Source organism: Magnetovibrio blakemorei (genome assembly GCF_001746755.1).
GTDB lineage: Bacteria > Pseudomonadota > Alphaproteobacteria > Rhodospirillales > Magnetovibrionaceae > Magnetovibrio > Magnetovibrio blakemorei.
The window spans coordinates 139,069-165,090 of the sequence record NZ_MCGG01000008.1; the positions used below are offsets into that span (position 1 = coordinate 139,069).

Consider the following 26,022-nt stretch of genomic DNA (forward strand, 5'->3'; position numbering starts at 1 on the left):
TCTGGTGGCTCAAGTGTTGTGCGTTATCGATGCTTCGGGGTCTTTTTGACCACGCCGAAGCAATGCTCATCACCCGGAAACGTGCCGCTGCGGACTTCGTCGGCGTACAAACGCGCGGCCTCTGCCAAGCCGCTGCCCAAATCCATGTAACGTTTGACGAAGCGCGGTTTGAAGTCGGTGAACAAACCGGCCATATCTTCGGTGACCAAAATCTGGCCATCGCACGCGGGCGAGCCGCCGATGCCAATGGTGGGGATATCAATTTCATCTGTGATGCGGCGCGCAATGGGTTCCATGATGCCTTCGACGACGATGGCAAACGCCCCGGCATCGGCAATGGCCTTGGCGTCGACGACGATTCTTTGCGCCTCGACGTCGCCCCGGCCCTGGGCCTTAAAGCCACCCGCCGTGTTCACCGATTGCGGCATCAAACCCACATGGCCCATGACCGGAATACCGCGTTCAGACAGAAACTTCACCGTTTCCGCCATTTCTACGCCGCCTTCGATCTTCACCCCGGCACAGCCCACTTCTTTCATGATGCGCGCGGCATTGCGAAACGCGATTTGCGGGCTTTCTTGGTAAGAGCCAAACGGCATATCGACAATCACGCATGAGCGTTTGGTGCCGCGCATGACCGCTTGGCCGTGGGCGATCATCATGTCCATGGTGACGGCAATGGTTGAATCCAGGCCATACAACACCATGCCGAGGCTATCGCCGACCAGCAAAAGATCCGTGTGTGCGTCCAACAAGCGCGCCGTCAACACCGTATACGCGGTCAGGCAAACCACCGGTTTGGCCCCGTCGCGGCGCTTGCGCGCCCGGATATCGGGTACGGTCAACTTGCGCACCGCGTCATCTAAATCGACGGGTTTGTGTGTACTCATGGCGATTCCCCAGAATCTGATGAAGTTCTCAGCAATGTTGCAGCGCACAATATACCCGAAAACGCAGCACATTGCAAAGCGTGCCGTGCCCGGGTACCGCGCCGTGTATGATTTAAGCTTTTTGGGCCACGATAAACAAACGGCGAAAGGCGAACAGGGTTTTGCCGTCGCTGCGTTTGGGGTAGGCAATCTGCAGTTCTGCGGCCAGGGCATCTCGGAACACCACACGCTCATCCTCCGTCAACGCCTCCATCAGGGGTTTTAGGGCGGTGGAACCGATCCAATCCAACACCGCGTCGTCGCCGTCCAGCATTTGCGCATAGGTGCTTTCCCAAATGTTTACAGTGGCGCTTAAAGGGGCCAGGACGTCGTAGTAGGACCCCATGTCTCCCAGCGGGGCATCGCGCAGCAAGGGGGTCAGGGTGTCCGCCCAGGGGCCTGAACGCGCCACCTCGCGCATCAGCACATGGGACGGTTCGGCGAACTGGTGCGGCATCTGCACCGCCAGCACGCCGCCGGACACCAACTCGCCCATCAAACGGGGAAAGAGGGCCTGGTGATCGTCCACCCAATGCAGCACCGCGTTGGAAAAAATGAGCCCCTGTGGCTTAGCTGGCGCCCAGCTGCGCACATCGGCTTCAAGCCACGTGACGCCGAGATTGGGGTGTTCCGCACGGGCACGGGTCAACATTTCGGGTGAACTGTCCAGCGCCGTCACCAAGGCGTCGGGCCAACGCTGGCGCAGAAATGGCGTCACATTGCCCGCCCCACAGCCCAAATCGGTGATGGTCTCTGGGGCCTGGACATGAATTTGCGCCAACAAATCCAAAGCCGGACGCAGGCGCAAATCAGAGAACTTCAAATAGTGCTCCGGCTCCCACGCCGCCGGAGAAGCCGCTTTTATGGGTTTATTCATGGCTTATAGCCTTCAATCTGCATGCGTTTGACCAAATCCATGGGCTGTACGTTATGCGTCTCGGCCAAGGCTTTGAGTTTATCATTGGCCGCCGCTTCAATGCCCGCCGCCTTTAAGCGCGCCTGAGCGGTAGACACATCCATATTCAGCTCTGCCGCCATCTGCGCCACGGTTTTGCGCCCGATGCCGCTGCCGGAAAACTGCGCCTCAACATCGACGGGATTCAGGGTTGCTTTCAATTTGGGGCGTTGTTCCAGCGGCCGAATGACCAGATACAGATCCATGGCCGTCACGTCATTGAGCGCGGCCAAGTCTTTCAGCTTCATCTGCACATCGGGGATTTTGTACCCCGCCGCTTTCAAGTCAGCCTCGGCCGTTTTCAAATCGATGCGCTGGCGCTGGGCAAACCCCGCCAAAGACACGTCTTCGGCGTGTCCAAAAGGTGGTTCATAATCGGCAGAGATCACCCAGCCGTCTTTAAAGCTCGCCCCCAAATCCGAGATCCAGCTGGCCGGCGGCAGGTTGAAAATCGACAGGACAAAAAACACCGCCGTGATGGCCAACGAGCCATATACGGTGCGCGTCACGTGAACGTGCCCCGCGGCTTTGGTCGCCATATAGTTTTTAAACGGCTTCCAGTTGTAGACCAGATGGGCAACGCCCACGACGACAAACACGATGGAAAAGATGACGTGCAAATCGATCCAACCGTCTTTGCTGAGTGCCCACAATTTCCAGTTCACCCAATAAGCGATCCGCCCTTGAGGCACGATAAACAGCACCACCCCTGTGACCGTGGCGATGACAAACGACCACGTCGTCACCAACGAGGTCATGGCCCGGTAACTGGTTTTTTTGTGCGTGAGAGGGGGCTTTTCTAAATCCGTATGATCTGTCGACATGACGTTCTCCTGTCCCCGATGAAACGCTCACCTCAGGACCTTTCATTATACCCGGTTTAAGGGGCGTCTTGTGCAGATTTAAAATAATTGAGCAAGAAAATGCCCGATCAAATGTCGGTCATGATTTCAGGGCCTTCACTTCCATTTTTGATACAAAATCGGCAGCAAGGAGAGAGTCGCCAACGCCAAAATGGGCAGGAGAATTTCCGGCTGGAATATGATCCCCAAATCGGGTTCTGCGCCACTTTCAAACACCGCCCCCAGCCCCGCGCCCACATGGGCATAAACAAACGTACCGGGAATGATGCCAATCAAGGTGGCAGTCACATAGGTGCTCAACTTTACATTCAACAGGGCTGGAACCAAATTCACCAACCAGAACGGAAACAACGGCACCAAGCGCAACACCAACAGATACTGAAAGGCGTTTTGGCGAAAGCCTTTTTCCATCTTGGCCACCCCCGCCCCGGCACGGCCCCGCAAAACATCGCCAAAGGCCGTGCGCGCCGCCAAAAAAATCAAGGTGGCGCCAATGGTCGCGCCAAATACGACATAAATCCCCGCCAGCACACCGCCGAACACAAACCCACCCGCCAACGTCAACCACACCCCACCGGGCAGCGACAACCCCACAACGACGATATAGGTCGCGACAAAGACCATCACGGATGCAACACCATGTTCGCTGGCAAAGGCCAGCAAATCGGCACGGTGGTGGGAAAGGGCGGTAAAACTTAAATAGCGGTTGGCCCCTGATGCAAAAAAAACACCCATACCCACCACCACCAATAAAAGGGGGAGGAAACGTTTAACATCGACTTTGGTCTTGTCTTCTGTCATTTAAGGGCACCGTTACAGGTAATTTGGGTGTCTGCATGTTCTGCCATCCGCACTGTAGCATGCTTTTTAGGCCTACGATGTGGAACGATCAGTTCAAAACTAATACGTCCTGATCGTCAAAGCATTTGAAAAGCATTGTAAACCTGAGGAAAAAAAGATCGCCAAATTGGCATGCGCGGCGTTGACTTCACGGCCCTTAGCCCGTATACACCGCACCTTGATTTTAGATATGGAGAAGGCACGTGAAACGCACGTATCAACCAAGTGTATTGGTCCGCAAACGCCGTCATGGCTTCCGCAGCCGTATGGCAACCGTTGGCGGTCGCCGCATTCTGGCAACACGCCGCGCCAAAGGCCGTAAGCGCCTGTCCGCTTAATTCCCGTGATATGGGGCCCCGGATTGAGCGCTTAAAAAAGCGGCCGGAGTTTCTTCGGGTCGCAGCAACGCGCAAAAAGTGGGCCGCACCTGGGTTTATCCTTCAGGTCAAAAGCCACCCGGCGAACGCTCATGCGGCCCGCACGGATGGCTTTTTGCGTGTGGGCTTTACGGTCAGCAAAAAGGTCGGTAATTCGGTCGAGCGCAATCGCGCCAAACGCCGACTGCGGGCCTTAGCGGCGGAGATTTTGCCAGAGCACGCGGCAGCTGGCTTTGATTTGGTACTGATTGGACGGCGCGCAACACTGACCCGGCCTTATGCTCAATTGGTCGACGATTTGCTGAAAGCGCTCAAGAAAATGGGCATCGCGACACCGATTACGACACAGGTCACGACACAAACGACGACGCAGACAGAGGACGCACAATGAACCCACTCGCATATATCATGCGCGCCTTGATCAAGGGCTATCAGTGGTTCATTTCGCCCATTTTACCAGGCGGCTGTCGCTTTTATCCGTCCTGCTCATCTTATACACTGCAAGCCATTGAGGTCCACGGCGCGCTGAAAGGCAGCTGGTTGGGCCTCAAACGTCTTTTGCGCTGTCATCCTTGGAATGAAGGCGGCATGGACCCCGTACCGGGCACCGAAGCCGCACATAACCATACACACGATCATTCGCACCGTCATGATGGGGCCGATCAAAAAGTTGATCTGGGCCCACACGGCGAAGCCAACCACACACTTTGAGACAACATTTGGGCCATATCTGGCCGCTTGGAACTGGAAGACAAAATGGATAACCGCAACCTCATATTGGCGATCGTACTGTCCATCGCCATCCTGTTTGGCTTTGAAATGCTGTTTCCGACCAAGCCGATAACGCCAATGCCGACGGCCTCGCAGCCCAATGTCCAGTCCGGAGCGGACGAGACAACCCCTTCGGCGCCCTTGGCCCCCAATGCCATGTCCAGTTCGCAGGCCGGCACCGCGGGTGCCGCACCACGCGCCGACGCGCCGATTGTGGGTGAATTGCAATCCGTGGAGCAAATCGTCGCCCAAGGCAACCGCGTGTTGATCACATCGCCCAGCTTGACCGGCTCCATCGCCCTGCAGGGCGGTCGCATCGATGACTTGATCCTCAATGGTTACAATGAAACCTTGAACCCTGACAGCGCCAAAATCCGCTTGCTCAGTCCACGCGGCAGTGAAAACGCCTATTACGCCGAATATGGTTGGGTGGGCACGAACGTGAAGCTCCCCAACAAAGACACCATGTGGAGCACCGACAAAACCGTTCTCGACGCCAACGGTCCGGTGACGCTGAGCTGGGACAACGGCGAAGGTCTGACGTTTAAGCGCATCATCGAACTCGACAAAGATTTCATGTTCACCATCACCCAGCAGGTGTTCAACAATTCGGCGCAAGCCGTGACGCTGAACCCTTATGGCTTGGTGACCCGTTGGGGCACACCTCAAGGTTCGGGCCTGTATATCTTGCATGAAGGTCCGCTCGGCGTTTTTGACGGCACCTTGACGGAAGTCTCATACTCGGACGTGGTCGATGAAGGCGTCATGAACTATACGACCACCGGCGGGTGGGTCGGCTTTACCGATAAATACTGGCTGACCGCCCTGATCCCCGATCAAACCCAGCCCGTCAGCGCGCGCATGTTGTATTCCAAAACCGGATTGGTCGAGAAATACCAAAGCGACTTTGTCGGCGCGCAAGTGGATGTGCAGCCCGGCGCTTCCAATCAATCAACCACGCGCCTGTTCGCCGGAGCCAAGCGAGTGACGCTGCTGGATTCCTATGCTGAAAAGCTGGGCGTCGTGAACTTTGATTTGGCCGTCGATTTTGGCATGTTCTACTTCCTCACCAAGCCGATTTTCTACGCTTTGCACTACATTCACGGCATCTTGGGCAACTTCGGCACCGCCATTTTGTTGCTGACCGTGGCCATCAAGTTGGTGCTGTTCCCATTGGCCAACAAGTCCTATGTGGCGATGAGCAAAATGAAGAAATTGCAGCCTGAAATCAAAAAGCTGCAAGAACGCTTCAAAGATGACAAGGCGCGCCTCAACCAAGAAATGATGGCGCTGTATAAAAAGGAAAAGGCCAATCCGGCCGCCGGCTGCCTGCCCATCTTGATCCAGATTCCGATCTTTTTCTCGCTTTATAAAGTGCTTTTGGTCACCATCGAAATGCGCCATGCGCCGTTCTTTGGCTGGGTTCAAGATTTGTCCGCCAAGGACCCCACCAGCATCTGGAATCTGTTTGGTCTGTTCGACTGGAACTACATCGCCTACATCCCCGGCCCCCTCGACATCGGCATTTGGCCGATCATCATGGGCTTCACCATGTGGCTGCAACAGCGCTTGAACCCGCAACCCACCGATCCGGTTCAAGCCAAGGTGTTTACGTTCTTGCCGTTCATCTTCACCTTCTTGTTGGCGTCGTTCGCCGCTGGTTTGGTGATTTACTGGGCCTGGAACAACGCACTGAGCATTTTGCAGCAGTGGCTGATCATGCGCCGCATGGGCGTGAAGGCCGGAGCCTAAATCGCACATGATGAACCCTCAGTCATGACCGACACGCCCGACCAACCTGCCGAAATCCAGGCCCCTTTGGACGATTTTTCACCCGAAGAGCTTGAAGTTGGACGGATCATGTTTGCGGGCGAGTGTACCTTCATGCTCGGTGCCGCAGGGCTCGGCCAGATCCCCGATACGGATTTGCCGGAAATCGCTTTTGCCGGACGCTCCAACGTCGGCAAGTCGTCCTTGGTCAACGCGCTCACCGGGCGCAAGGCGGTTGCCCGCACGTCTCACACGCCGGGACGCACTCAACAGGTCAACTTCTTTGATCTGGGCGCAAAACTGATCATCGCCGATTTACCCGGCTACGGCTTTGCCAAAGCCCCCAAAGACCAAGTTGCCAAGTGGACGCGGCTGGTCAACGCTTACCTCAAGGGCCGCCAACAGCTGCGCCGAGTCTTGGTGCTGATCGATGCCCGGCACGGCATCAAAGACGTGGACCGCGGCATTATGAAGATGCTCGATGGTGCTGCGGTGTCCTATCAAGTGGTGCTGACCAAGACCGACAAAATTACGGCTGGCCAATTGGAGCAGCTCATGGCGGAAATCCGTATCGAGCTGGCGGGTCACGTGGCCGCCCATCCCATCATTCGCTGCACCAGTTCCGCGAAAAAAATCGGCATCGAAGATCTGCGTGCCGAACTTGCACGGCTGGTCAATTGCTAACGCCTGCATTATGCTGGCACATTCTTGAAACCTGATGATATTTAGGCCCGTTATGGCAGATGATCCCAAAGTAAAGATTGACCCCGAAGCTCCGCCCGAAGCGTGGCTCAACCAAGCCAAGACCTTGTCTGAGGCGCTGCCCTATATGCGCCGCTATTCGGGGGAAACGCTGGTCATGAAATACGGCGGCAACGCCATGGGCGACCCGGCCCTGGCCGAATTGTTTGCTCGCGACATCGCCTTGCTGCGCCAGGTGGGGGCCAATCCCATCGTGGTTCACGGCGGCGGCCCGCAAATCGGCGCGATGCTCGATAAGCTGAAAATCGAAAGCGAATTCATTCACGGTTTGCGCGTCACCGATCAAGCCACCGTTGATGTGGTTGAAATGGTTTTGGCCGGATCGATCAATAAGCAAATCGTCAGCTCCATCAATGCCGCTGGCGGCTTTGCCGTCGGCCTGTCAGGCAAGGATGGCAACCTCATTCTCGCCACCAAATTGCGCCGTCGTGTGCAAGACCCCGATTCCAACATCGAACGTATTCTCGATTTGGGCTTGGTGGGCGAACCGCAAACCATCACCACTCACGTGCTGGACTTTTTTGAAGAAAGCGACATCACACCGGTTATCGCGCCCATCGGCATGGGACCCAACGGCGAAACCCTCAACATCAACGCCGACACGGCGGCGGGAGCGATTGCCGGGGCCATGGGGGCAAAACGTTTGCTGATGTTAACCGACATCAAAGGCGTGCTCGACGAAAACGGCACCCTGATCGCCCGCATGACCGCCACCCGGGCCCGCGAACTGATCAAAAATGGCATCATCAAAGGCGGCATGATCCCCAAGGTCGAAACCTGCCTCAAGGCCATCGACGACGGCGTCGAAGCGGCGGTCATCATCGACGGTCGCATCCCCCACGCGGTGCTCTTGGAACTGTTCACCAAGCACGGCGCCGGCACATTGATCACCGCGGACGTGGACGCGTAAGCCAGTTATCAGCGGTTCTGCCGGTCCTTAGGCTCACAAAGAAGGCTGAAGTTAGACATCCGTCAGCGCGTCATTGGAGCCCCGCAGGGGGCGTGGCAATCCATCTGCAGAGCGGAGTGCGCAGCCATGGATAGCTTCGTCGCTGCGCTTCTCGCTTTGAGGCCCTTTTCTTCTTCTTATATCTCAAACTGAGTTGATGACAGTTTCTGACGGATTGACCTGCATATCCACGTCTTTTCAAGAGAAGGCTCGTTTGGTATCAGCCCGCCCGTTCAATGATCCGCTTCACGCTGGTGGCATGCCATCGTGCGCCGCGTGAGGTTTTGATCCCGCGCGCGTTCAAGACCCCGGCGATGGCCTGAAGCGAGGTGATGCCTTTCGCTTTGATGGCATCGATGATGGGCTTGATGTCTTCAGCTTGGCGGGCGGCATTTTCTTGACGCACCTGTTTGCTGGCCTCCGCGCCCTTGTGGGCTTCGTTGGCGATGGAATTGCCGCGGTCTCCGCCCAGCTTCACGCCACGGGCCTTGGCCGCCGCCAGGGCGGCTTTGATCCGCGCACTGGCCCGTTGGTGCTCTTCTTCGGCGACCGCTGCGACCACGGCGACGGTCTCGCGATTGAGCGATGGGAAATCGCACGCAACAAACTCAACCCCTGAGCCCTCCAGGGTGCGCAAAAACCCGCCATTGCGGACAAGACGCCCCATATTGGCAATGATCAGCTGCGCTTCTTGCGCTTCACAGGCCAGCAACGCTTTTGCCAGCTCCGGGCGATCCCGCCCCATGCCGCCGCCCGACTTGCCAGTCTTGCTTTTTGCGCTTTCCGTTTCGCTGTAGTCTTCGATCAGCTTGCCGGACACGTCCTTCAGGTACGCTTGAACGGCGCTCTGCTGAGCCTCGATATCCGGGCCTGAGCCCGCCGCATCCGGGGCGCCGGAACGGGGGGCGCGGACGCGGTAATAGGCAATATAGCGATCGTGTCGCATCACTTAACCCAACATATCCATGACATCAAAAGATGATGAAGCAAACGTAATTATAGATAGCACCCCCCGCAGCCGTTGACAATATTCAAGAATATTCGTGAACATTTTAAGCCCCCGCGCATCACACCCAACGAAGAGCGCGGCCCTGGAGGACTTCGTCGCACGGCTCCTTGCCATGACGTTGAGCTTGCGTGCATGCTGCTGTCAGCAGGGGAACACCGCAATACACCCCGTCAATTGCTGCTGCTCACCCGATCCAGCCACTCATATCCCGCATAGGGTTTCAGACACAGCCTGATGTTTGCCCCGCTGTTGTGGGTACGACAAAAGTCACGGGATTTCTTAATCTTGATGTGCTTTTTCGCGTCCTCGGCAATCTTCAAATCGATGCTGGATGGCTCATCCGGGGCCAAGGCGGTTTTTAAGGCAATGTCCGGGGGGACATTTCTGCCGTTGTTGGCCCAGTGCATACACCCGGACGTGGCGTATTTTTTGCCCCACCAGGTGTAATAGTAATAGGTGATTTCTCCGCCCCATTTTCCGGCGGCCTTTTTGTGGGCGTTTTCATGTTTGACGACGACGGCGTCCCATTTCTTCAACCACGCGACCAGGTCCTTGTCGGCTTTGGTTCCCCCCGACGCAGCACCGGTCTTAAAATTGACCGCACGCTGTTCTTTGAGAAACGTCGCGTGACCATCCACCAGTTCCTTTTGACAGTCCCGATCAGCGCCAAACGCGGGCAACGCAACGGCACATGAACACACCGCCGTCACCAAGAAAAAACGCCACCACCCGATCATCTGCACGTCCCCTTTTTTCAGATCGGATTATATTTTGCCACAGCACGCGGTGGTCATCAACGCACTCTGCTCTATCATACGGATTGGTCGACCCCTGAAGTTGGCACAAAAAAAGACCGGCGCTCATCTAAGGCCGGCCTATTTTTGGATGGAACGCGTTTATTACGCCGCAGCGCGGGGACCACGCGAAGATGCGCGACTGCCGCCCTTCGCACCGTGGTTTTTCGCTCCGGCACCACCGGCGCCGTGACCGTGGCCGCCGTGGCCCTTGTCGCTGTGACGTTTACCGTCCGTGGGGCGGTGGCCTTTGCCCTTGGCGCTGGGACCGTTCGCCCCCTTGGCGCCGACTCCCTGGGGCTTGCGCCCACCACCGGGTTGACCGCCGCGACCCCGACCGCCACCGCCGCCGCCGCCGCGCTTGGGCGGAGCCTGTTCAGGTTCCGCTATCGCTGCAGCGTGGAAGGGATGGTCGGAAAAAACCGTGACCTCTTGACGGATGGCTTTTTCGATATCGCGCAAATAACCGCGTTCTTCGGCATCGCAAAAGGAAATGGCTTCGCCCTTTTCACCGCCACGTGCGGTGCGACCGATGCGGTGTACGTAGTTTTCGGCATCATTGGGCAAATCGAAGTTGATGACGTGCGAAACGCCGTCCACATCGATCCCCCGGGCCGCGATGTCGGTGGCCACCAACGCGCGCAGCTGTCCGGTTTTAAAACCGTCCAACGCCCGTTGACGCGCGTTTTGGGTTTTGTTGCCATGAATGGCCCCGGCGCTGATGCCGCGCTGTTCCAAGTGGCGCGCCACGCGGTCGGCGGAATGTTTGGTGCGGGTGAAGACCAAGACGCGTTTGACGTCTTTGTCTTTCAACACGTTGGTCAGCAAATCGCGCTTTTTGTCCTTGGGCACAAAAAACACGCGCTGGCCGATGCGTTCGGCGGTGGTAGACTGAGGCGTCACTTCGACACGCACCGGATTGTCCATCAAGCCGCTGGCCAATTTGCGCACGTTTTCCGGCATGGTGGCCGAAAACAGCACGGTTTGACGCTTGTCTGGCACTTCGGCGCTGATTTTGCGCACGTCGTTGACAAAGCCCATGTCGAGCATGCGATCGGCTTCGTCCAAAACAAACGTTTCGACACGGTTCAAACGGACCTTGTCCTGGTTCATCAGGTCCATCAAGCGTCCCGGCGTGGCGACCAAGATTTGCGCCCCATCGTTTAAGCCTTTGACTTGCTTGCCCATGGGCACGCCGCCAAACACCACCACCGAGCGGATCGATAGATAGCGCGCATAAACAACGATGCTTTCGTGAATCTGCAAGGCCAATTCACGTGTTGGAGCTAAAATCAGCACCCGCGGCAACTTGCGTGCGGGCAAGGCATTGGCTTCGTGCAAGCGCTGCAAAATCGGCAGCACAAAAGCTGCGGTTTTGCCGGTGCCCGTCTGAGCCACACCCAATAAATCGCGTCCGGTCAAAAGATCGGGGATTGATTGCGCCTGGATCGGCGTGGGCGTGTCATAACCCTCGGCCGCGACGGCGCGCGTTAGGGGCTCGATCAAACCAAGCCCTGTAAAATTCGTCATGTAATCTCTTTTCTTTGTATGTTGGGGCTTAAGGCGCGGGCGCGGCCCAGATTGGGTCCGCGCCCCGCAAGCCCCGTCTGGACTTAGTCCAGGGCGACGATGTTGTCAGCCGCCATTTTACCGTTCTTGCCAGCGGTCAGATCGAATTCGACCTTTTGACCGTCGCGCAGACCGGACAAACCGGCGCGTTCAACCGCGCTGATGTGAACAAATGCATCTTTGGAGCCGTCTTCCGGTTCAATGAAACCAAAACCTTTGGTGGCGTCAAACCACTTCACGGTACCTTTAGCCATAACTGTTATTCCTTCGACATAGAGTAATAGCGGGCAACCACCTTGGCGGCCCGCACGTAAAACGCTCACAGTGTCAGGAGGTAACATGTTGGGCCGCAACGAGAAACCGAAAGTGCGGTCAGCAGGGAACACGAGACGAAAGTGCAACGTAGGGAGAACATACCCTTTTTTTGCTGTTTGCGCAAGCGCATACCCTTTTTGTAAGGCGCCTGCACCGTGCGGATAAGCCGCATTCAGGTTGCGTTTTGGGGCGCTAAACTACCATTTTTTCGACGTGGTAAACGCTGGGTTGGGGAACAAATGAATGAATTTTGGCATGTTGAACGACTTTGTGTCGGCATCAGGCTTACCGAACAGATAGCCTTGAACATAGTTGATGCCGCATTTGCGCACGAACTCCAGGCCGTATTGATCGTCGACCATTTCGGCAACGGTTTCGATTCCTAAATTTTTACACAACGTCGCCATGCTTTCCAGCAAAGCCCGACCGCGTTGCGCCTTTTGCGCATCTTTGACCACCGGACCGTCGATTTTGACCACATCGACTTCCAATCTCATCAAATAGCTAAAACTGGCCGCGCCGGCACCAAAATCGTCCAGGCACACCGGAAATCCACCTTTGCGCAGGCGCTGAATAAACCCGTTGGCCTGCTCCAAATCGACCAGCTTGGCGGACTCGGTGATTTCAAACACCATCCGTCCCTTGGCCCATTCGTTTTGGTCCATCAAATTGTGCAGCGAATTTACATACCATTCGGAGGCCACCGACTGACCCGATATATTCACCGCGATGGACATGGGCTTGTTGCGTGGAATGGTGTTGAGGAATTCCAAACCCTTTTCCACCACCGCCAGGTCAAATTCGGGAATCAAGCCCGTTTCTTCGGCCATGGTGATGATTTCAAACGGCGATACGCCCGGCTCAAAACGGGTGAGGGCTTCATAATGGTGAACTTCGCCGGTCATGACATTGATGATGGGGTGGTAGACCAAGCTGAAATTTCGGCTCGCCACGGTGGACTTAAACGCCGAGACCTTTTCCGCCGCTTGCGACACCAAACTCGACAGATTGGACGACAATTCTTGCATGTTGAAGCCGCCCGCCCCGCCTTGCTCCTTAAAGCGGTTGATGGCGTAGAGCAGCCCGTTGGCCATGTCTTCTTCGGAAATGTTTTCCGCATCCACGTCCATGGTTGCGGCTTGAACCTTTAGACCCTTTTTGCTTGGGTCGAAGCCCTTGGCGACTTCCGCCAATTGGCTTTCCAGCTCACTGACGTTTAAGTCGTCGGCGTGAACCAAGCCGAACTTGCCCTCGTCCAGGGCGGCGGCGCTGTCGCCGTCAACGGAACTGGCACGCAGATAGGTGCCCAGCACCTTATCCAACTCGGCAGCTTGTTCCGGATCCAAGCGATCTTTCAACTCTGCCATGCCGGGCATGTTGATTAAGGTGAGGTGATTGTCCGCATCGCCGGGCTTGGCCGATTTAAGCTTGCCGCCCAAAACATCGGCGAACGATTGTGTGTCATAAAGATTGCTGTCGGCGACCTTGGCGTGACCGCCGTGCATCAGCCCGGCCCCCTGGCTGCGCGAAATGCGCATGGCGAGAAAATAGTGATTGTCCAAATCTTCGAGAAAATAACCCGCAAAACCGATGGGCAGTCCCTTGGCGTGCAAACCCTTAAAGCGGATATCGACGTCTTCGATGCGACCCTGGCGGCGCGCCACCCCCAATAGACTGCGCATCAGACCCAAATCACTTGCGAGCACAATGTCTTCGAGGGTTTTGCCCTTCAGTTGATCCGTCGTCAAACCGGTGATGGCTTGCCACGGGCCACCGGCAAAAACGATGGTTTCCTTCATATCCACTTCAAGCAAGAAATCCGCCCAGCAAAACGCCATCGCGACAAAGCGATCCCGCTCAGCCTTCAGGTCGTTTCCTTGCGACACCACCGGCGGTGTTACAACTTGAGGGGTTGCCTGTTGCATACATTTCCTGAACGACAAAAATCGTCGTTAACACGTCAATCAATCTAATATTGTTTTATAAAAGTATCACATCGCTCAGTATACTCCAGTAAGCTTATTTGACTACCTTGCGCACATCAATCAAAGCAAAACCGCTTGCGTTCACAAACCCCTTGGTCGTCTAATGGCCCGATGAGCGATAGCACCCCTTCTCCCCTCGACAGATCACTGGACGCTGAGCGTTTGCTACAGGCGCAAACGTGGGTGTTTGATCTGGACAACACCCTGTATTGCGGGGTGCACGGCCTGTTTGAGCAGATCGATCTGCGCATGCGCGATTTTTTGGCCAAGTTTCTCGATGTCGATGACGCAGAAGCCTACCGGGTGCAAAAAAGCTATTTTAAACAGTACGGCACCACCATGCGCGGCATGATGATCAATCACGCCATGGACCCAAGACCTTATCTGGACCACGTTCACGACATTGATATTTCCGCCATTCCGCCCGCGCCGGAACTGGATGCAGCGCTGTCGCGATTAAGCGGACGCAAGCTGATCTTCACCAACGCTGACACCGCCCATGCTGACCGGGTGCTGGCGCGCTTGGGTCTTGCGCATCACTTCGATGCCGTGTTTGACATCATTCAAGCCGATTACGTGCCCAAGCCGGAGCCTCAGGTTTACGACCTTTTGGTCAAACGCTTTGCCATCAATCCATCAAGCGCGGTCATGGTTGAAGACATTGCGCGCAACTTGGAACCGGCCGCAAAGCTGGGCATGGCCACCGTGTGGGTGCGCCCGGTCACCGAATGCGCCATCTGCAAAGAGGATCCCGACGGTGATCACGTGGATTTTGTCACCGATGATCTAACAGCTTGGCTGAACAGCCTTTAAGGGCTTGGCATACTGGACAGCGTGGCCTTCACGCCTTATGTTCCGAAACGCCGCAGAATGACCTGCACCTCCGGTGGGGGGACCTGCCCCGATTTCAGAGATATTGTAAAAGTGAGCGACCATGAGCTATAGCGATCTTGAGAACACCATCAACGCCGCCTGGGAAGACCGCGACGCCATTGGACTGGATACCCAAGGGGCTGTCCGCGATGCCGTCGAAGCCGCAACCGAACTGCTGGATAGCGGCCAAGCCCGCGTTGCCGAACGCCTGGCCGTGGGCGAGTGGAAAGTCAATCAATGGCTGAAAAAAGCCGTGTTGCTGTCGTTTCGTCTCAACGACATGAAGATGATCGAAAACGGACCCGGCGGGGCCCACTGGTTCGATAAAGTGGACAGCAAATTTAAAGGCTGGGACGACGCAAAGTTTCGCGCATCGGGCATTCGCGCAGTGCCCAATTGCATTGCGCGCCGCGGTGCCTACATCGCACCCGGCGTGGTGTTGATGCCCAGCTTTGTGAACTTGGGCGCTTATGTGGATACCGGCACCATGGTTGACGGCTGGTCGACGGTCGGTTCGTGCGCCCAAATCGGCAAAAACGTGCACATTTCCGGCGGTGCGGGCATCGGCGGCGTGCTGGAACCCTTGCAAGCCAACCCAACCATCATCGAAGACAACTGCTTCATCGGCGCGCGCGCGGAAGTGGCAGAAGGCGTCATCGTCGAAGAAGGCTCGGTGCTGGGCATGGGCGTGTTTATTTCCGCCTCCACCAAGGTCGTCGATCGCCAAACCGGCGAAGTGTTTTATGGCCGTGTACCGGCCTATTCAGTGGTGGTGTCAGGCTCGATGCCGTCGCATCGCACCATGCCCACGGGCGAACCTGCGCCGAACTTGTATTGCGCCGTCATCGTCAAGCGTGTGGACGAAAAAACCCGCGCCAAAACCGGCATCAACGAACTGCTGCGCACCTAAAGGAACGAGGCTCCCGTGTCCACCATTGGTGTCACTCCCATCGATCCGGTCAAGCTCACCCAAGCGCTGATCCAGTGCCCTTCCGTCACGCCTGATGACGCGGGCGCGTTGGCGGTGCTGGAACAGGCTCTTTGTCCTTTGGGCTTCGCCTGTCATCGTTTGCCGTTCAGCCAAGCGGGCACACCCGATGTGGACAATCTCTATGCCCGGTGGGGAACGCGCGGACCAAACCTCTGTTTCGCCGGACATACCGACGTGGTTCCGGTGGGCGACCAAGCGGCATGGCGTCACCCGCCGTTTGGTGCCGAGATTGAAAACGGCATTCTCTATGGGCGCGGTGCGGTGGATATGAAGGCGGCCATAGCTTGCTTTGTATCGGCAGCAGCACGCTATCTTCAAAAGCACGGCGACACGTTTGTAGGCTCTCTGTCGTTTCTCATCACCGGCGACGAAGAAGGCCCGGCGCTGAACGGCACCGACAAAATGTTGGATTGGCTGGTGGCCAACGGCGAAACGCTGGATGCGTGCATCGTCGGCGAGCCCACCAACACGGATGCCTTGGGCGACACCATCAAAATCGGACGACGCGGCAGTTTGAACGGCTTCATCACCCAACGCGGCACCCAGGGCCACGTCGCCTACCCCCACTTGGCCGACAACCCGGTGCCCAAGCTGGTCAAGCTGTTGAGCGTCTTAACCGAGCAGCCCATCGACCATGGCACGGCCCATTTTCAGCCCTCCAACCTGGAAGTGACCAGCGTTGACGTCGGCAACTTAGCCACCAATGTCATTCCCAATGCGGCCAAGGCGGTGTTCAACGTACGCTTTAACGACACCTTTAGCTCGACGACACTGAAAGACAAATTGACCGATATGCTGGTCGGGGCTGGGGATAATTTTGAGCTTCGTTTCGAAGTTTCCGGCGAAAGTTTTCTCACTCCACCGGGCAAACTGTCGGACGTGATGGTTCGGGCGGTGCAAAAAATCACCGGATTAACGCCCGCGCTCAGCACCACCGGCGGCACCTCGGATGCGCGCTTTATCAAAGACCACTGCGCGGTGGCCGAGTTCGGCTTGACGAACGCCACCGCACACAAGGTTGACGAACACGCCCGCGTCGACGACATCCGCCAACTGGCCGATATTTATTTTGAGATGATCTCGGCCTTTTTTGAAGCGCCTAGCCCATGATATCGCCGCGCGAAGCCACCTTGGCGCTGATGGGCGCTGTGCGGATGGGACGCTTCGACGAAAAGGGGGCGATCTTTTTCAATGCAACCGTCCAAGGCTTTTGGAATTCATTTTGGGTGGCAGCGCTGATCGCACCGTTTTACCTGCTGGAACTGGCCACCCGCTGGCACTACACAGATGCCCCCGACCCGGACGTGGTCGCGGCAGATCTGGCCGCGACGGACCTCTCCATCGGGGTCTTTCGTTATTTCAGCGTCGAACTCATTATGTACGCCATGAGCTGGGTGGCGTTTCCCCTGGCGATGTTTTACGTCTGCCGCACGTTTGGCTGGTCAAAACGCTTTTTACACTTTGCCGTGGCCAGCAATTGGACCGACCTGATCGCTTCGGCCCTGTCCATTCCCGTACAAATCGCCATTTCGTTGGAAGTTCTGACCGGTTCGGCCATGTCGTTCATGCTGGCGTTGGTGATTGTTTATGCTTTGGGCCTGTCGTGGTTTGTCGCCCGCCACACCCTCAACATCTCGGCACTGGCCGCGACCGGCGTTGTAACGCTGTCCATTTTCGTCAACATTATCATTCGCTATTGGGGGGCTGTGTTGATCGCGTCTTAGGCTAGAGCGGGATGCCCAGCCAAGCCGCCAGCGCGCCCGCGCCCAGGAACAATAGCAACGTCGGCGAGGTCACAAACCCGGCCAACGCCAGCACCAAGGCCGTCAACCCCCATAAAATCTGCCCGGCAAAAATCGCGATCAAGCCAAAAATCAGGGCCAACGGCACAAACACCGGACCGATGGTGAAAATCCCCAACAGGCCAAAACCGACGGCGAACATACCCAACAGCGGCAAAGAGTCATCTTGCATCACATAGGTGGTCCGCTCCCCAGATGCACCACCACGACCCTGGCTAGAGGCCGGGTCCGGCACGCCGGTGGCCTTGGTTTTCAAGCTCATCCGCGGCTCGCCATTTGTATCCGTCATGCGCCTATCCTTTTGACATTTGAGACCCCAATTCGCGCCCGGACTGCTGAGCGGAGATCCCTTGAGGCTCTGCGTTCAATATACGCACGTCCCCTGCATGTGGAAAGAGCCAGGACATCGAGACCGTTATCACCGTCATTAGAATTGCCAAAGAAAATAAGTTTGGGCGCTTTATTTTCCCTCTTTCTTCCCTTGAAAATCTGTCTACAATCCACACCTATGGGTAGGATTTAACGTCGTGTACGTCCCGTTAGAGGATGGCGCAAAAATGTGCCCGCGACCATAACTTAGCCAAACACACAGGGGCGGCCCATGAACACTTTAAATCCCAATCTTAATTTGAATGCTCATGCTCAGCTTGATCATGATGATGAAATGTCGTGCCTACCCGGCGCAGCAGTACCCAATGACAGACCGGGCGGCTCAGCAGGCAGCCCAAACACTTCCGACCCTAATTTCAGCGCCCATGCGGCGGTCCAAATCGCCAGCGTCTGGGGTGAACTGGCTGAAATCTCCATTGATTTGGACGATATCACCGCGGCCGTCAGCGGCAAAACCCAACACTTAGGTGAACTGAAGTCGGAAATGGATGGTCTGCACGCCTCCAACGGAGAAATTTCCGAATTGGCGACCACCGCCAATTCCATCGCCTCCACCGCCACCGACAGCACCCAAGAAACATCCAAGACCATTCAAGACAGCACTTCATCCATCACCGGGCTGATTGAATCGGTTTCGGGCATATCTGCGCGCTTAAACGCGCTCACCCACGCGCTGGAACGGGTTTCGGGAGTGGCGCAAAATATTGAAGCCATCGCCAAGCAAACCAATTTGCTGGCGCTCAACGCGACCATCGAAGCGGCCCGCGCGGGGGCGGCGGGTAAAGGCTTTGCCGTGGTTGCGGGTGAAGTCAAAAACCTCTCCAAACAAACCAGCGACGCCACCACCGATATCGCAGAAACCGTCTCCGAGCTGCGCACCCAAATCGAGATGCTGTCCAAAGACAGCGCCACCAGTTTGGAAAAAGCCGACACCGCCAGCCAAGACAACACCAAAGTCGCCGACGCCATGGACGACTTGCAAACCATTTTTGATCTGCTCAAAGCCCATGTCGGCGACATTCATGAGCAATCCCAGGCCAATTTGGATGTGTGCACGCATGTGTCCCAAAGCTTGGGCGATTTTGCCGTCGAGGTTACGGAAGAAAGCCAACGTTTAAACGTGGCGAACGGCCACGTCGGCAAATTGCTGGAGCTCAGCGAAGACCTGATCGAACAGATTGTCGCCAACAATTTGGCGATCGAAGACACGCCCTTCATCAAAGCCGTGCAAACCGCTGCGGGGGAAATCTCGCGCGCCTTTGAAGCTGGCGTGGACACCGGGGAAATCACCTTAGATGAGCTGTTTGACGAAAATTATCAGCCCATTGCCGGCACCGACCCCGAACAGGTCATGGCCAAAATGGTGCCCTTCACCGACCGCGTTTTGCCGCCCATCCAAGAACCGCTGTTGGATTTAGACCCACGCGTCACCTTTTGCGCCCCGGTCGACCGCAATGGCTATTTACCGACCCACAACAAGGCTTATGCCCAACCGCAATCGGATGATCCAGTGTGGAACATGGCCCATTGCCGCAATCGGCGCATTTTTGACGATCCCACCGGATTGGGCGCTGGACAAAATCAGACCAAGGCCTTTTTGCTGAAAACCTACAAACGCCAGATGGGCGGTGGTGTCATGGTGGTGATGAAAGATGTTTCCGCCCCCATCACCGTCAAGGGCCGTCACTGGGGTGGCTTGCGCATGGGGTATAAGGCGTAAAGAACGTCAGGGCTTAAATTTTGTCATAGCCCACGCGCATCAAATACAAACCGTCCGGCGGTGACGTGGGGCCGCCAGCGGCGCGGTCTTTGGCGTCCAAAGCGGCCTGAAGATCGGCCGAGGTCCATTTGCCAAGACCGACCAGATTCAAGGTGCCGACCATATTGCGCACCTGATGGTGCAAAAACGACCGCGCCCGGGCCTTGATGTGCAGTTCTTCGCCCGCCTGAGTGCCAACCCGCGTGACGGTCAGTTCATCCAAGGTTTTCAATGGCGACTTGGCTTGGCACATGGTGGCGCGAAAGGTGGTGAAGTCGTGCTTGCCAACCAGAACTTGCGCCGCATCGTGCATCGCCCTGTCGTCCAAGGGCTGAGGCACCCACCAGACGTGACCGCGTTCCAAGGCCGGGCGCGCCGGGCGGTTGAGAATGCGAAACAGGTATTCGCGCTCTGTCGCGCTGAAGCGGGCGTGAAAATCTTCATCAACGATTTCCGCGTGAACGATGCTCACCGGATGGGGCTTCATGTGGTGATTGAGCGCACCTTGCACGGTTTTGGCGCTGACGTCCGCACGCTGCAAATCAAAGTGCGCCACCTGACCGCAGGCATGAACCCCCGCATCGGTGCGTCCGGCACAAAAAACCCGCGGGCTTTCCCCACTGAAGGCCAGAATGGCTTCTTCCACAATTTGCTGGACGCCCAAGCCGGTTTCTTGCCTTTGCCAACCAACAAAGGGACCGCCGTCATATTCCACCTGGAGCCGATATCGTACCATGGCCCTGTTTTAGAGCAACTCAGCCCTTGAAAGCGACATCTTTTGTTGAGGGGCATAATTTGGGATGGATCTTGCCTTTAGACGTCCCAAGAGCGTACAAAGACTAAGTCAATTCTCTTTTGTCCTATTTTTGAGGGCTTTCATCAGGCTTCGGTATGTCAGACACGCTTCACGACGATCTCGATTCTTTGCACATCTTACCGATGAGCATTATCCCGTTTGAAAATCGGTCCCTGTGCCATGCACGGATGATCAAGAATGCGCGCCTGCAGTCCATGATCGAGCTGTTTCAAGATGCCGATTCGGGCAGCGGTCAAATGACCGTTGACGCCGCCGCCCGCCAATTGCGCGATCATTCCGACGCTTCCCCCGAAGACATCAATTTGTTGCGCAAGCTGGCCAGATTGCCCTCTTACGACGTTTACAGCTTGCGCATTTCGCTCCGCGAACAAGGGATTCCCCTGACCGACGTCGAAGCCCTGAAATTATCCCCGAAAAAAAGCCAGGAACTGGCCGGATACATGAAGGATTTCACCTTTCCTTTGATCCGCGACATTTATGGCAGCACCGACGTCGAAGTGAAAGAATTCAGCGATCTGCTCAACTTGTTTCGCAATCCCGATGTTAAAATGGCGCGCGACAAGTTGGATATGATGGCGAAAAAGCTCGACATCGATTTGATGGAATTGCCGCGGTTTTTGGAGGACTACGGTGATATTTTTCTGTCCCTGGCCTACTACAAGCACTGCTTGGACGAAACCGCACCCATCACCACGGGCTTTCTCGAAAGCTTGAAGAGCATTCGCTCCAACTGGGAGCTCAAAAGCGATCAGAACCTGATGAAGACGTGCGAAATGCTGGAAAAAACGTTCACCGGGTTGAGCGCACACCTTAAACGCCTGTTCCAGGAATTCGATGCCAGCACCAAAGACTTTTGGAGCGACGTGTCCGCCGAACGCTTCCGCCAAGTTGAGGCGTTGATCCAAAGCTATCACACCACCATCGGCGGGGTGTTGTGTGCCTTGTCCGTAAAAATGACCGCCTGGCATACGCTGTTTCCCCGTGACACCGTCGGTGGTCCGGTCAAACGCTCTGAATTCATCATGTTGGAAATGCGTCAAGGCATCGAAGAGGTGCGCAAAATTCTCAAAGACGCTCAAGAAAGCAAACCCAACCCGCGCAGCCGTTCGAAATTCAAAACCTACGCCCAAGGTCAAGAAGAACGCGCCGCCGCCGCGCGCGGCGTCAAAGCCGCCCCGGCCCTGGGTGACAACCTTCCCAATCCGGATCGTTTTTAGATTTTGCCCAGACTGTCTTGCGCCTCGATTTAGATGAAAACCTCATCCATGCGCAACGGATTACCGCGCACATAGGCGTCTGCGCTCATGACGTTTTTGCCGGCGGGTTGAACGTCAATCAACCGCACAGCGCCTTCCCCGCACGCGACCAGCAGCTGACCGTCCAAAACTTCACCAGGGGCACCAGAGCCCAGTTCAACAGAGGCGCTGCACACCCGAACCCGCTGACCGTCGCGTTCAAACCACGCCAAGGGATAAAACGCGCGCACCTGGGCGCTTATGGCTTCGGCGCTTAAATGCCAATCGATCCGCGTTTCCGCCTTGTCGATTTTTTTGGCGTACGTCACACCGTCTTCGGGTTGCGGTTGGGCCGATAAGGTTCCGTCCACCACGCCTGCCAGCGCTTGTACAATCAAGCGTGCACCCATGTCCGACAAGGCATCGTGCAGCTGCTGGGCGTTCATGTCTGGGGAGGTATCGATGGCTTTGACCAGCACCATGTCTCCGGTGTCCAGGCCTTCATCCATGTGCATGATGGTGACACCCGACTGGCGGTCGCCCGCTTCGATGGCGCGCTGAATGGGCGCGGCACCGCGCCACCTGGGCAGCAGCGAAGCGTGAATGTTAAAACAACCCAGTTTGGGCGCATCCAAGATGACTTTGGGCAAAATCAGGCCATACGCCACCACCACAGCGGCGTCGGCATTGAGTTCGGCGAAAGCGCGTTGTTCATCCGTATTTTTCAGCGAAACGGGTGTGCGCACTTCAAGCCCCAGTTCCGCGGCGAAGGCGTGCACGGGGGTGGGGGTCAATTTTTGCCCGCGCCCCGATTTGCGCGGCGGCTGGCTGTACACGGCCACCACTTCGTGACCCGCAGCCAAAAGTGCCCGCAACGCCGCCACCGAAAAATCGGGGGTGCCCATAAAAATCAGACGTAAGGGCTGCCCCGCCATGGGAGTTAAACCGTCGTCGGCAAGCCGCGCCGCGCCTTTTGCAGTTTGCGCAAAATCATGTTGCGTTTGAGGTTGGTGAGGCGGTCGACAAACAAGGTGCCTTCCAGATGATCCATTTCATGTTGCACGCAGATTGCCAGCATTTCTTCGGCCACCAATTCGCGGATTTCATTTTCATGGTCCAAATAGCGCACCTTGACGGCGGTGGGACGCATCACATCGGCAAACTGCTCGGGCAACGACAGACAGCCTTCTTCGTGCACCAACTGATCTTCGGACGCCCAGATGATTTCCGGGTTGGCCATGCGCAGGGGATTGGGTTCTTCGTCGTCGGTGCTGATATCCATGACGATCACGCGCTTGCTCACCCCCACCTGAGGCGCGGCCAAACCGATGCCGCGGGCCTTGTACATGGATTGCAACATGTCATCCATCAATTGGCGGATTTCGCCGTCAACAGCCTCAACAGACTGTGCCTTGGCCTTCAATCGAGGGTCTGGAGCAACCAATATGGGAAGTATAGCCATGTAACTTTACCTGATGATGGTACGAATATCTGCGTGTCAGCGCCTTGTTGACAGGACTTAAGGCTCCAACCCCCATCCGTCAAGATGTGATGCCTTATCATCCGCGTCTAAAGTCCTATATACTACAGTGTCTCCTAAGGATTACGGGTCAGGAAATTTCATGCGCGCCATTTTACACTATTTCGCCACCATGATCATTGTTCCGTTTTACGGCATTCGGGTTTGTCCGTTTATTGAAACCCTCAGCCCCATGCAAGTGGCCGTGCCGATCATTTCCGTGCTGGCAGTGCAATACATGGTGCGCAGCCCGTTGCGCCAAAAATTTGTCGACAGTCAACCGCTGAAACGCCGGGTCGCCCGCGTATTTTGGCTGGAAATGGGCCTGTTTGCCATCAGCGCCATCATCGTCATGGCATACAATGAAATTCTTTATGGATTTCCGTTCCTGGAAAGCGGTCTGAAGATCCTGTTCGGCTTGACCGGATTGGGATTTTTCGCCGCATCCGACATCGCGTTGGAAGAAGAGCGCCTCATCGCCGATAAAATCGAGCAAGAGCACATCACCATTGATCCCGACGAAAACTATTTTCCTCTGACCCGCAAGGTCGTGTTGTTCGCATCCGTTTCCATATCGGTGCTGGTGTTGGTGTTTATGCTGTTGGTGGTGAAGGACCTGGATTGGATCATCCGCGTTGGTGCCAGCGTGACCCTGCGTGACGCCCAAGTGTCGATTTTGAAGGAATTCGCCTTTGTCTTGCTGGTCATATTGCCCCACACGCTGAACATCATCCGCTCGTTTGCCCGGAACTTGAATAGAATTTTGAGCAACCAAAATTCAGTCCTCACCCGCGTCACGCTCGGCGATTACGACCTGCATGTGCCGGTCGCCAGCAATGACGAATTCGGCGTCATGGCGCAGCACACCAACGTCATGGTTGACCGCATCAAGGACCGCACCAAGGAGCTGGCGCTGACCCGCGACGTCACCATTTTGTCCTTGGCCAGTCTGGCGGAAACCCGCGACAACGAAACCGGCGCGCACCTGTTGCGCACCCAACGCTACGTGCGGGCCTTGGCGGTGCACTTGAAAGACCACCCCAATTTTTCGGCGGCGCTGGACGACGACACCATCGATCTTTTGTACAAATCCGCGCCCTTGCACGATGTTGGCAAGGTCGGCATTCCCGACGCCATTTTGCTCAAACCCGGCAAGCTCACCGATGACGAGTTTGTCATCATGAAAACCCATGCCCGTTTGGGCGCCGAGGCCCTGCACGTTGCGGAAAAGGAATTGGGCTCCAATTCGTTCATGAGCTATGCCCGCGAAATTGCCGAGAGCCACCACGAAAAATGGGACGGATCGGGTTATCCCAACGCCACCAAAGGCACCGACATCCCCATCGCCGCGCGCTTGATGGCGGTGGCCGATGTTTATGATGCGCTCATTTCCAAACGCGTCTACAAACCCGCTTTTTCCCACGACAAGGCCATGAATATCATTCGCGAGGGTCGCGGCAGCCATTTTGATCCCGATATTGTGGACGCCTTAAACGCCGTGGAAAGCGAATTTCAAGCCATCGCCGCCCAATTTGGCGATCAGCATACCCAGGCGGCTGAATAACACTCCCGGTTACAATTCTTTTCAGATGTTTGCGTTTTGGGCGGCGTTAAGGCACTGTTTGGCGCATGGATTCGCTGACCCTTGTCATTTTGGTTCTCATTGCAATTGTCACGCTGGGCGTTGCCGCAGTCGTGTGGCTGGCGTTGCGCCCCAAAGACACGTCGAGCCACGACGCCCTGGTGGCGCAATTGGCCACCAGCCAAGCCGATTTGGCGGCCCGCATGCAGGTGATGGCGCAAAGCCAGGACTTGATGACGCGCACCTTGCAAGAACGCCTGGACGCGGTCTCCAAACGCTTGGGCGACGGCTTGACCGAACACGGCCAGCGCACCGGCGACGTCATCAAACAGGTCCACGAACGCTTGGCCGTGATCGATGCGGCGCAGCAAAACCTGTCGAACTTGACCGACCAGATGGTCGGTCTGCAAGACATCTTGTCGAACAAACAAGCGCGCGGCGCATTCGGCGAAATTCAGCTTATCGATTTGGTCAAGGACGCGCTTCCACCGTCGGCGTACACGTTCCAGGCGACGCTCAGCAACGGCAAACGCGCCGATTGCTTGTTGAAATTGCCCAACCCACCCGGGTCCATCGTCATCGATTCCAAGTTTCCACTGGAAAGCTATCTGGCGCTGCGCAACGCCGAAAACGACGACATGCGCAAGGTGGCGCTGCGGGGCTTTGGCACCGATGTGCTGAACCATGTGCGCGCCATTGCCGAGAAATACATCGTCGCAGGCGAAACCGCGGAAAGCGCTTTGATGTTTTTGCCCAGCGAAGCGGTGTATGCCGAATTGCATGCGTCGTTGCCCGAGGTGGTGGAAAAATCATACCGGGCGCGGGTGTGGATTGTGTCGCCCACCACCTTGATGGCGACGCTGAACACCGTGCGCGCGGTCTTGAAAGACGCCCACATGCGTGAGCAGGCGGGGGTTATTCAAGGCGAAGTCTTGAAGCTGTTGGAAGACGTTTCCCGCCTCGACAAACGGGTCGGCAACCTGCAAACCCATTTCAGCCAAGCGCAAAAGGACATCGGTGAAATTCAAACGTCGTCGGCCAAGGTTATGCGCCGGGCTGAGCGCATCGAAGATATTCAGCTTGAAGATGCCAATCCCGCAACCGATCTTCCCCCCACAACGCACCCCGTGACGACACCGCCTCAAGCCGGGCTTATCGAACCTTAA

At 56.4% G+C, this 26,022-nt stretch carries 27 protein-coding genes; 14 read left to right on the forward strand and 13 right to left on the reverse strand.

Annotation, left to right across the window (positions count from 1 at the left end):
* Nucleotides 1-23: 23 nt before the first annotated feature.
* The 4 genes from panB to BEN30_RS02305 all read right to left on the reverse strand — a co-directional run bounded on the left by panB (nt 24) and on the right by BEN30_RS02305 (nt 3,548).
* A complete protein-coding gene (gene panB, locus BEN30_RS02290) occupies nt 24-890 on the reverse strand; it encodes a 3-methyl-2-oxobutanoate hydroxymethyltransferase (protein WP_069956708.1) in 867 nt (288 codons plus the stop codon).
* Between the two features lie 112 nt (nt 891-1,002).
* A complete protein-coding gene (locus BEN30_RS02295; protein ID WP_069956709.1) occupies nt 1,003-1,806 on the reverse strand; it encodes a methyltransferase domain-containing protein in 804 nt (267 codons plus the stop codon).
* A complete protein-coding gene (locus tag BEN30_RS02300; protein WP_069956710.1) occupies nt 1,803-2,708 on the reverse strand; it encodes a DUF4405 domain-containing protein in 906 nt (301 codons plus the stop codon). Before BEN30_RS02300 ends, BEN30_RS02295 begins: the two co-directional genes overlap by 4 nt.
* Before the next feature lie 135 nt (nt 2,709-2,843).
* Complete coding sequence (locus BEN30_RS02305) at nt 2,844-3,548, reverse strand: TVP38/TMEM64 family protein (protein WP_069956711.1); 705 nt, start codon at nt 3,546-3,548, stop codon at nt 2,844-2,846.
* Between the two features lie 242 nt (nt 3,549-3,790).
* On the opposite strand from BEN30_RS02305, the gene rpmH reads away from it, so the two are divergent.
* The 6 genes from rpmH to argB are packed head-to-tail and all read left to right on the forward strand — an operon-like array spanning nt 3,791 to nt 8,177.
* Nucleotides 3,791-3,925, forward strand: coding sequence for a 50S ribosomal protein L34 (gene rpmH, locus BEN30_RS17655; protein ID WP_084004921.1), 135 nt, complete (start codon nt 3,791-3,793; stop codon nt 3,923-3,925).
* 10 nt (nt 3,926-3,935) lie between these two features.
* Complete coding sequence (gene rnpA / locus BEN30_RS02310; RefSeq protein ID WP_084004922.1) at nt 3,936-4,355, forward strand: ribonuclease P protein component; 420 nt, start codon at nt 3,936-3,938, stop codon at nt 4,353-4,355.
* Nucleotides 4,352-4,675, forward strand: a complete 324-nt coding sequence (gene yidD / locus BEN30_RS02315; RefSeq protein WP_069956713.1) for a membrane protein insertion efficiency factor YidD — start codon at nt 4,352-4,354, stop codon at nt 4,673-4,675. Before rnpA ends, yidD begins: the two co-directional genes overlap by 4 nt.
* 45 nt (nt 4,676-4,720) lie before the next feature.
* On the forward strand, nt 4,721-6,487 hold the full coding sequence (yidC, locus tag BEN30_RS02320) for a membrane protein insertase YidC (protein ID WP_069956833.1): 1,767 nt from the start codon (nt 4,721-4,723) through the stop codon (nt 6,485-6,487).
* Nucleotides 6,488-6,511: 24 nt separating this feature from the next.
* On the forward strand, nt 6,512-7,189 hold the full coding sequence (yihA, locus tag BEN30_RS02325; RefSeq protein WP_069956714.1) for a ribosome biogenesis GTP-binding protein YihA/YsxC: 678 nt from the start codon (nt 6,512-6,514) through the stop codon (nt 7,187-7,189).
* Between the two features lie 52 nt (nt 7,190-7,241).
* A complete protein-coding gene (gene argB / locus BEN30_RS02330) occupies nt 7,242-8,177 on the forward strand; it encodes an acetylglutamate kinase (protein WP_069956715.1) in 936 nt (311 codons plus the stop codon).
* Nucleotides 8,178-8,436: 259 nt separating this feature from the next.
* On the opposite strand, the gene BEN30_RS02335 is transcribed toward argB, so the two are convergent.
* From BEN30_RS02335 to BEN30_RS02355, 5 genes are all read right to left on the reverse strand, one after another.
* Nucleotides 8,437-9,162: a recombinase family protein gene (locus BEN30_RS02335; protein WP_069956716.1), complete on the reverse strand. Its 726-nt coding sequence runs from the start codon at nt 9,160-9,162 to the stop codon at nt 8,437-8,439.
* A 233-nt stretch (nt 9,163-9,395) separates the two neighbouring features.
* Nucleotides 9,396-9,962, reverse strand: a complete 567-nt coding sequence (locus tag BEN30_RS02340) for a hypothetical protein (protein ID WP_069956717.1) — start codon at nt 9,960-9,962, stop codon at nt 9,396-9,398.
* Nucleotides 9,963-10,124: 162 nt separating this feature from the next.
* Complete coding sequence (locus BEN30_RS02345; protein WP_069956718.1) at nt 10,125-11,549, reverse strand: DEAD/DEAH box helicase; 1,425 nt, start codon at nt 11,547-11,549, stop codon at nt 10,125-10,127.
* 83 nt (nt 11,550-11,632) lie between these two features.
* On the reverse strand, nt 11,633-11,842 hold the full coding sequence (locus tag BEN30_RS02350) for a cold-shock protein (RefSeq protein ID WP_069956719.1): 210 nt from the start codon (nt 11,840-11,842) through the stop codon (nt 11,633-11,635).
* A gap of 258 nt (nt 11,843-12,100) precedes the next feature.
* Nucleotides 12,101-13,828 (reverse strand): EAL domain-containing protein, encoded by a 1,728-nt coding sequence (locus tag BEN30_RS02355; protein WP_069956720.1) that lies wholly within the window; start codon nt 13,826-13,828, stop codon nt 12,101-12,103.
* Nucleotides 13,829-13,999: 171 nt separating this feature from the next.
* Here BEN30_RS02355 and BEN30_RS02360 point away from each other — a divergent pair, with 171 nt between their 5' ends.
* The 4 genes from BEN30_RS02360 to BEN30_RS02375 all read left to right on the forward strand — a co-directional run bounded on the left by BEN30_RS02360 (nt 14,000) and on the right by BEN30_RS02375 (nt 17,476).
* A complete protein-coding gene (locus BEN30_RS02360) occupies nt 14,000-14,701 on the forward strand; it encodes a pyrimidine 5'-nucleotidase (RefSeq protein ID WP_084004923.1) in 702 nt (233 codons plus the stop codon).
* 121 nt (nt 14,702-14,822) lie between these two features.
* Complete coding sequence (gene dapD / locus BEN30_RS02365; protein WP_069956721.1) at nt 14,823-15,671, forward strand: 2,3,4,5-tetrahydropyridine-2,6-dicarboxylate N-succinyltransferase; 849 nt, start codon at nt 14,823-14,825, stop codon at nt 15,669-15,671.
* A 15-nt stretch (nt 15,672-15,686) separates the two neighbouring features.
* Entirely contained in the window at nt 15,687-16,862 is a 1,176-nt protein-coding gene (gene dapE / locus BEN30_RS02370; protein ID WP_245648962.1) for a succinyl-diaminopimelate desuccinylase, read from the forward strand.
* On the forward strand, nt 16,859-17,476 hold the full coding sequence (locus BEN30_RS02375) for a hypothetical protein (RefSeq protein ID WP_069956722.1): 618 nt from the start codon (nt 16,859-16,861) through the stop codon (nt 17,474-17,476). The genes dapE and BEN30_RS02375 overlap by 4 nt, the downstream gene beginning before the upstream one ends.
* A gap of 1 nt (nt 17,477) precedes the next feature.
* Here BEN30_RS02375 and BEN30_RS02380 read toward each other — a convergent pair whose 3' ends face one another.
* Complete coding sequence (locus tag BEN30_RS02380) at nt 17,478-17,843, reverse strand: hypothetical protein (protein ID WP_069956723.1); 366 nt, start codon at nt 17,841-17,843, stop codon at nt 17,478-17,480.
* Between the two features lie 312 nt (nt 17,844-18,155).
* On the opposite strand from BEN30_RS02380, the gene BEN30_RS02385 reads away from it, so the two are divergent.
* Nucleotides 18,156-19,664 carry a methyl-accepting chemotaxis protein gene (locus BEN30_RS02385; RefSeq protein WP_084004924.1) on the forward strand — a complete coding sequence of 503 codons (1,509 nt, stop codon included), beginning with the start codon at nt 18,156-18,158 and terminating at the stop codon, nt 19,662-19,664.
* A gap of 13 nt (nt 19,665-19,677) precedes the next feature.
* Here BEN30_RS02385 and truA read toward each other — a convergent pair whose 3' ends face one another.
* Nucleotides 19,678-20,439, reverse strand: coding sequence for a tRNA pseudouridine(38-40) synthase TruA (gene truA / locus BEN30_RS02390; RefSeq protein WP_069956725.1), 762 nt, complete (start codon nt 20,437-20,439; stop codon nt 19,678-19,680).
* Between the two features lie 155 nt (nt 20,440-20,594).
* Between truA and BEN30_RS02395 the strand changes: the two genes are divergently transcribed.
* Nucleotides 20,595-21,737 (forward strand): hypothetical protein, encoded by a 1,143-nt coding sequence (locus tag BEN30_RS02395; protein WP_069956726.1) that lies wholly within the window; start codon nt 20,595-20,597, stop codon nt 21,735-21,737.
* Nucleotides 21,738-21,766: 29 nt separating this feature from the next.
* Here BEN30_RS02395 and fmt read toward each other — a convergent pair whose 3' ends face one another.
* Entirely contained in the window at nt 21,767-22,690 is a 924-nt protein-coding gene (gene fmt / locus BEN30_RS02400) for a methionyl-tRNA formyltransferase (RefSeq protein WP_069956727.1), read from the reverse strand.
* 5 nt (nt 22,691-22,695) lie between these two features.
* Nucleotides 22,696-23,217, reverse strand: coding sequence for a peptide deformylase (gene def, locus BEN30_RS02405; protein WP_069956728.1), 522 nt, complete (start codon nt 23,215-23,217; stop codon nt 22,696-22,698).
* Between the two features lie 160 nt (nt 23,218-23,377).
* On the opposite strand from def, the gene BEN30_RS02410 reads away from it, so the two are divergent.
* Together BEN30_RS02410 and BEN30_RS02415 are read left to right on the forward strand one after the other, a co-directional pair.
* Entirely contained in the window at nt 23,378-24,838 is a 1,461-nt protein-coding gene (locus BEN30_RS02410; RefSeq protein WP_069956729.1) for an HD domain-containing phosphohydrolase, read from the forward strand.
* Between the two features lie 65 nt (nt 24,839-24,903).
* Nucleotides 24,904-26,022: a DNA recombination protein RmuC gene (locus BEN30_RS02415; RefSeq protein ID WP_084004925.1), complete on the forward strand. Its 1,119-nt coding sequence runs from the start codon at nt 24,904-24,906 to the stop codon at nt 26,020-26,022.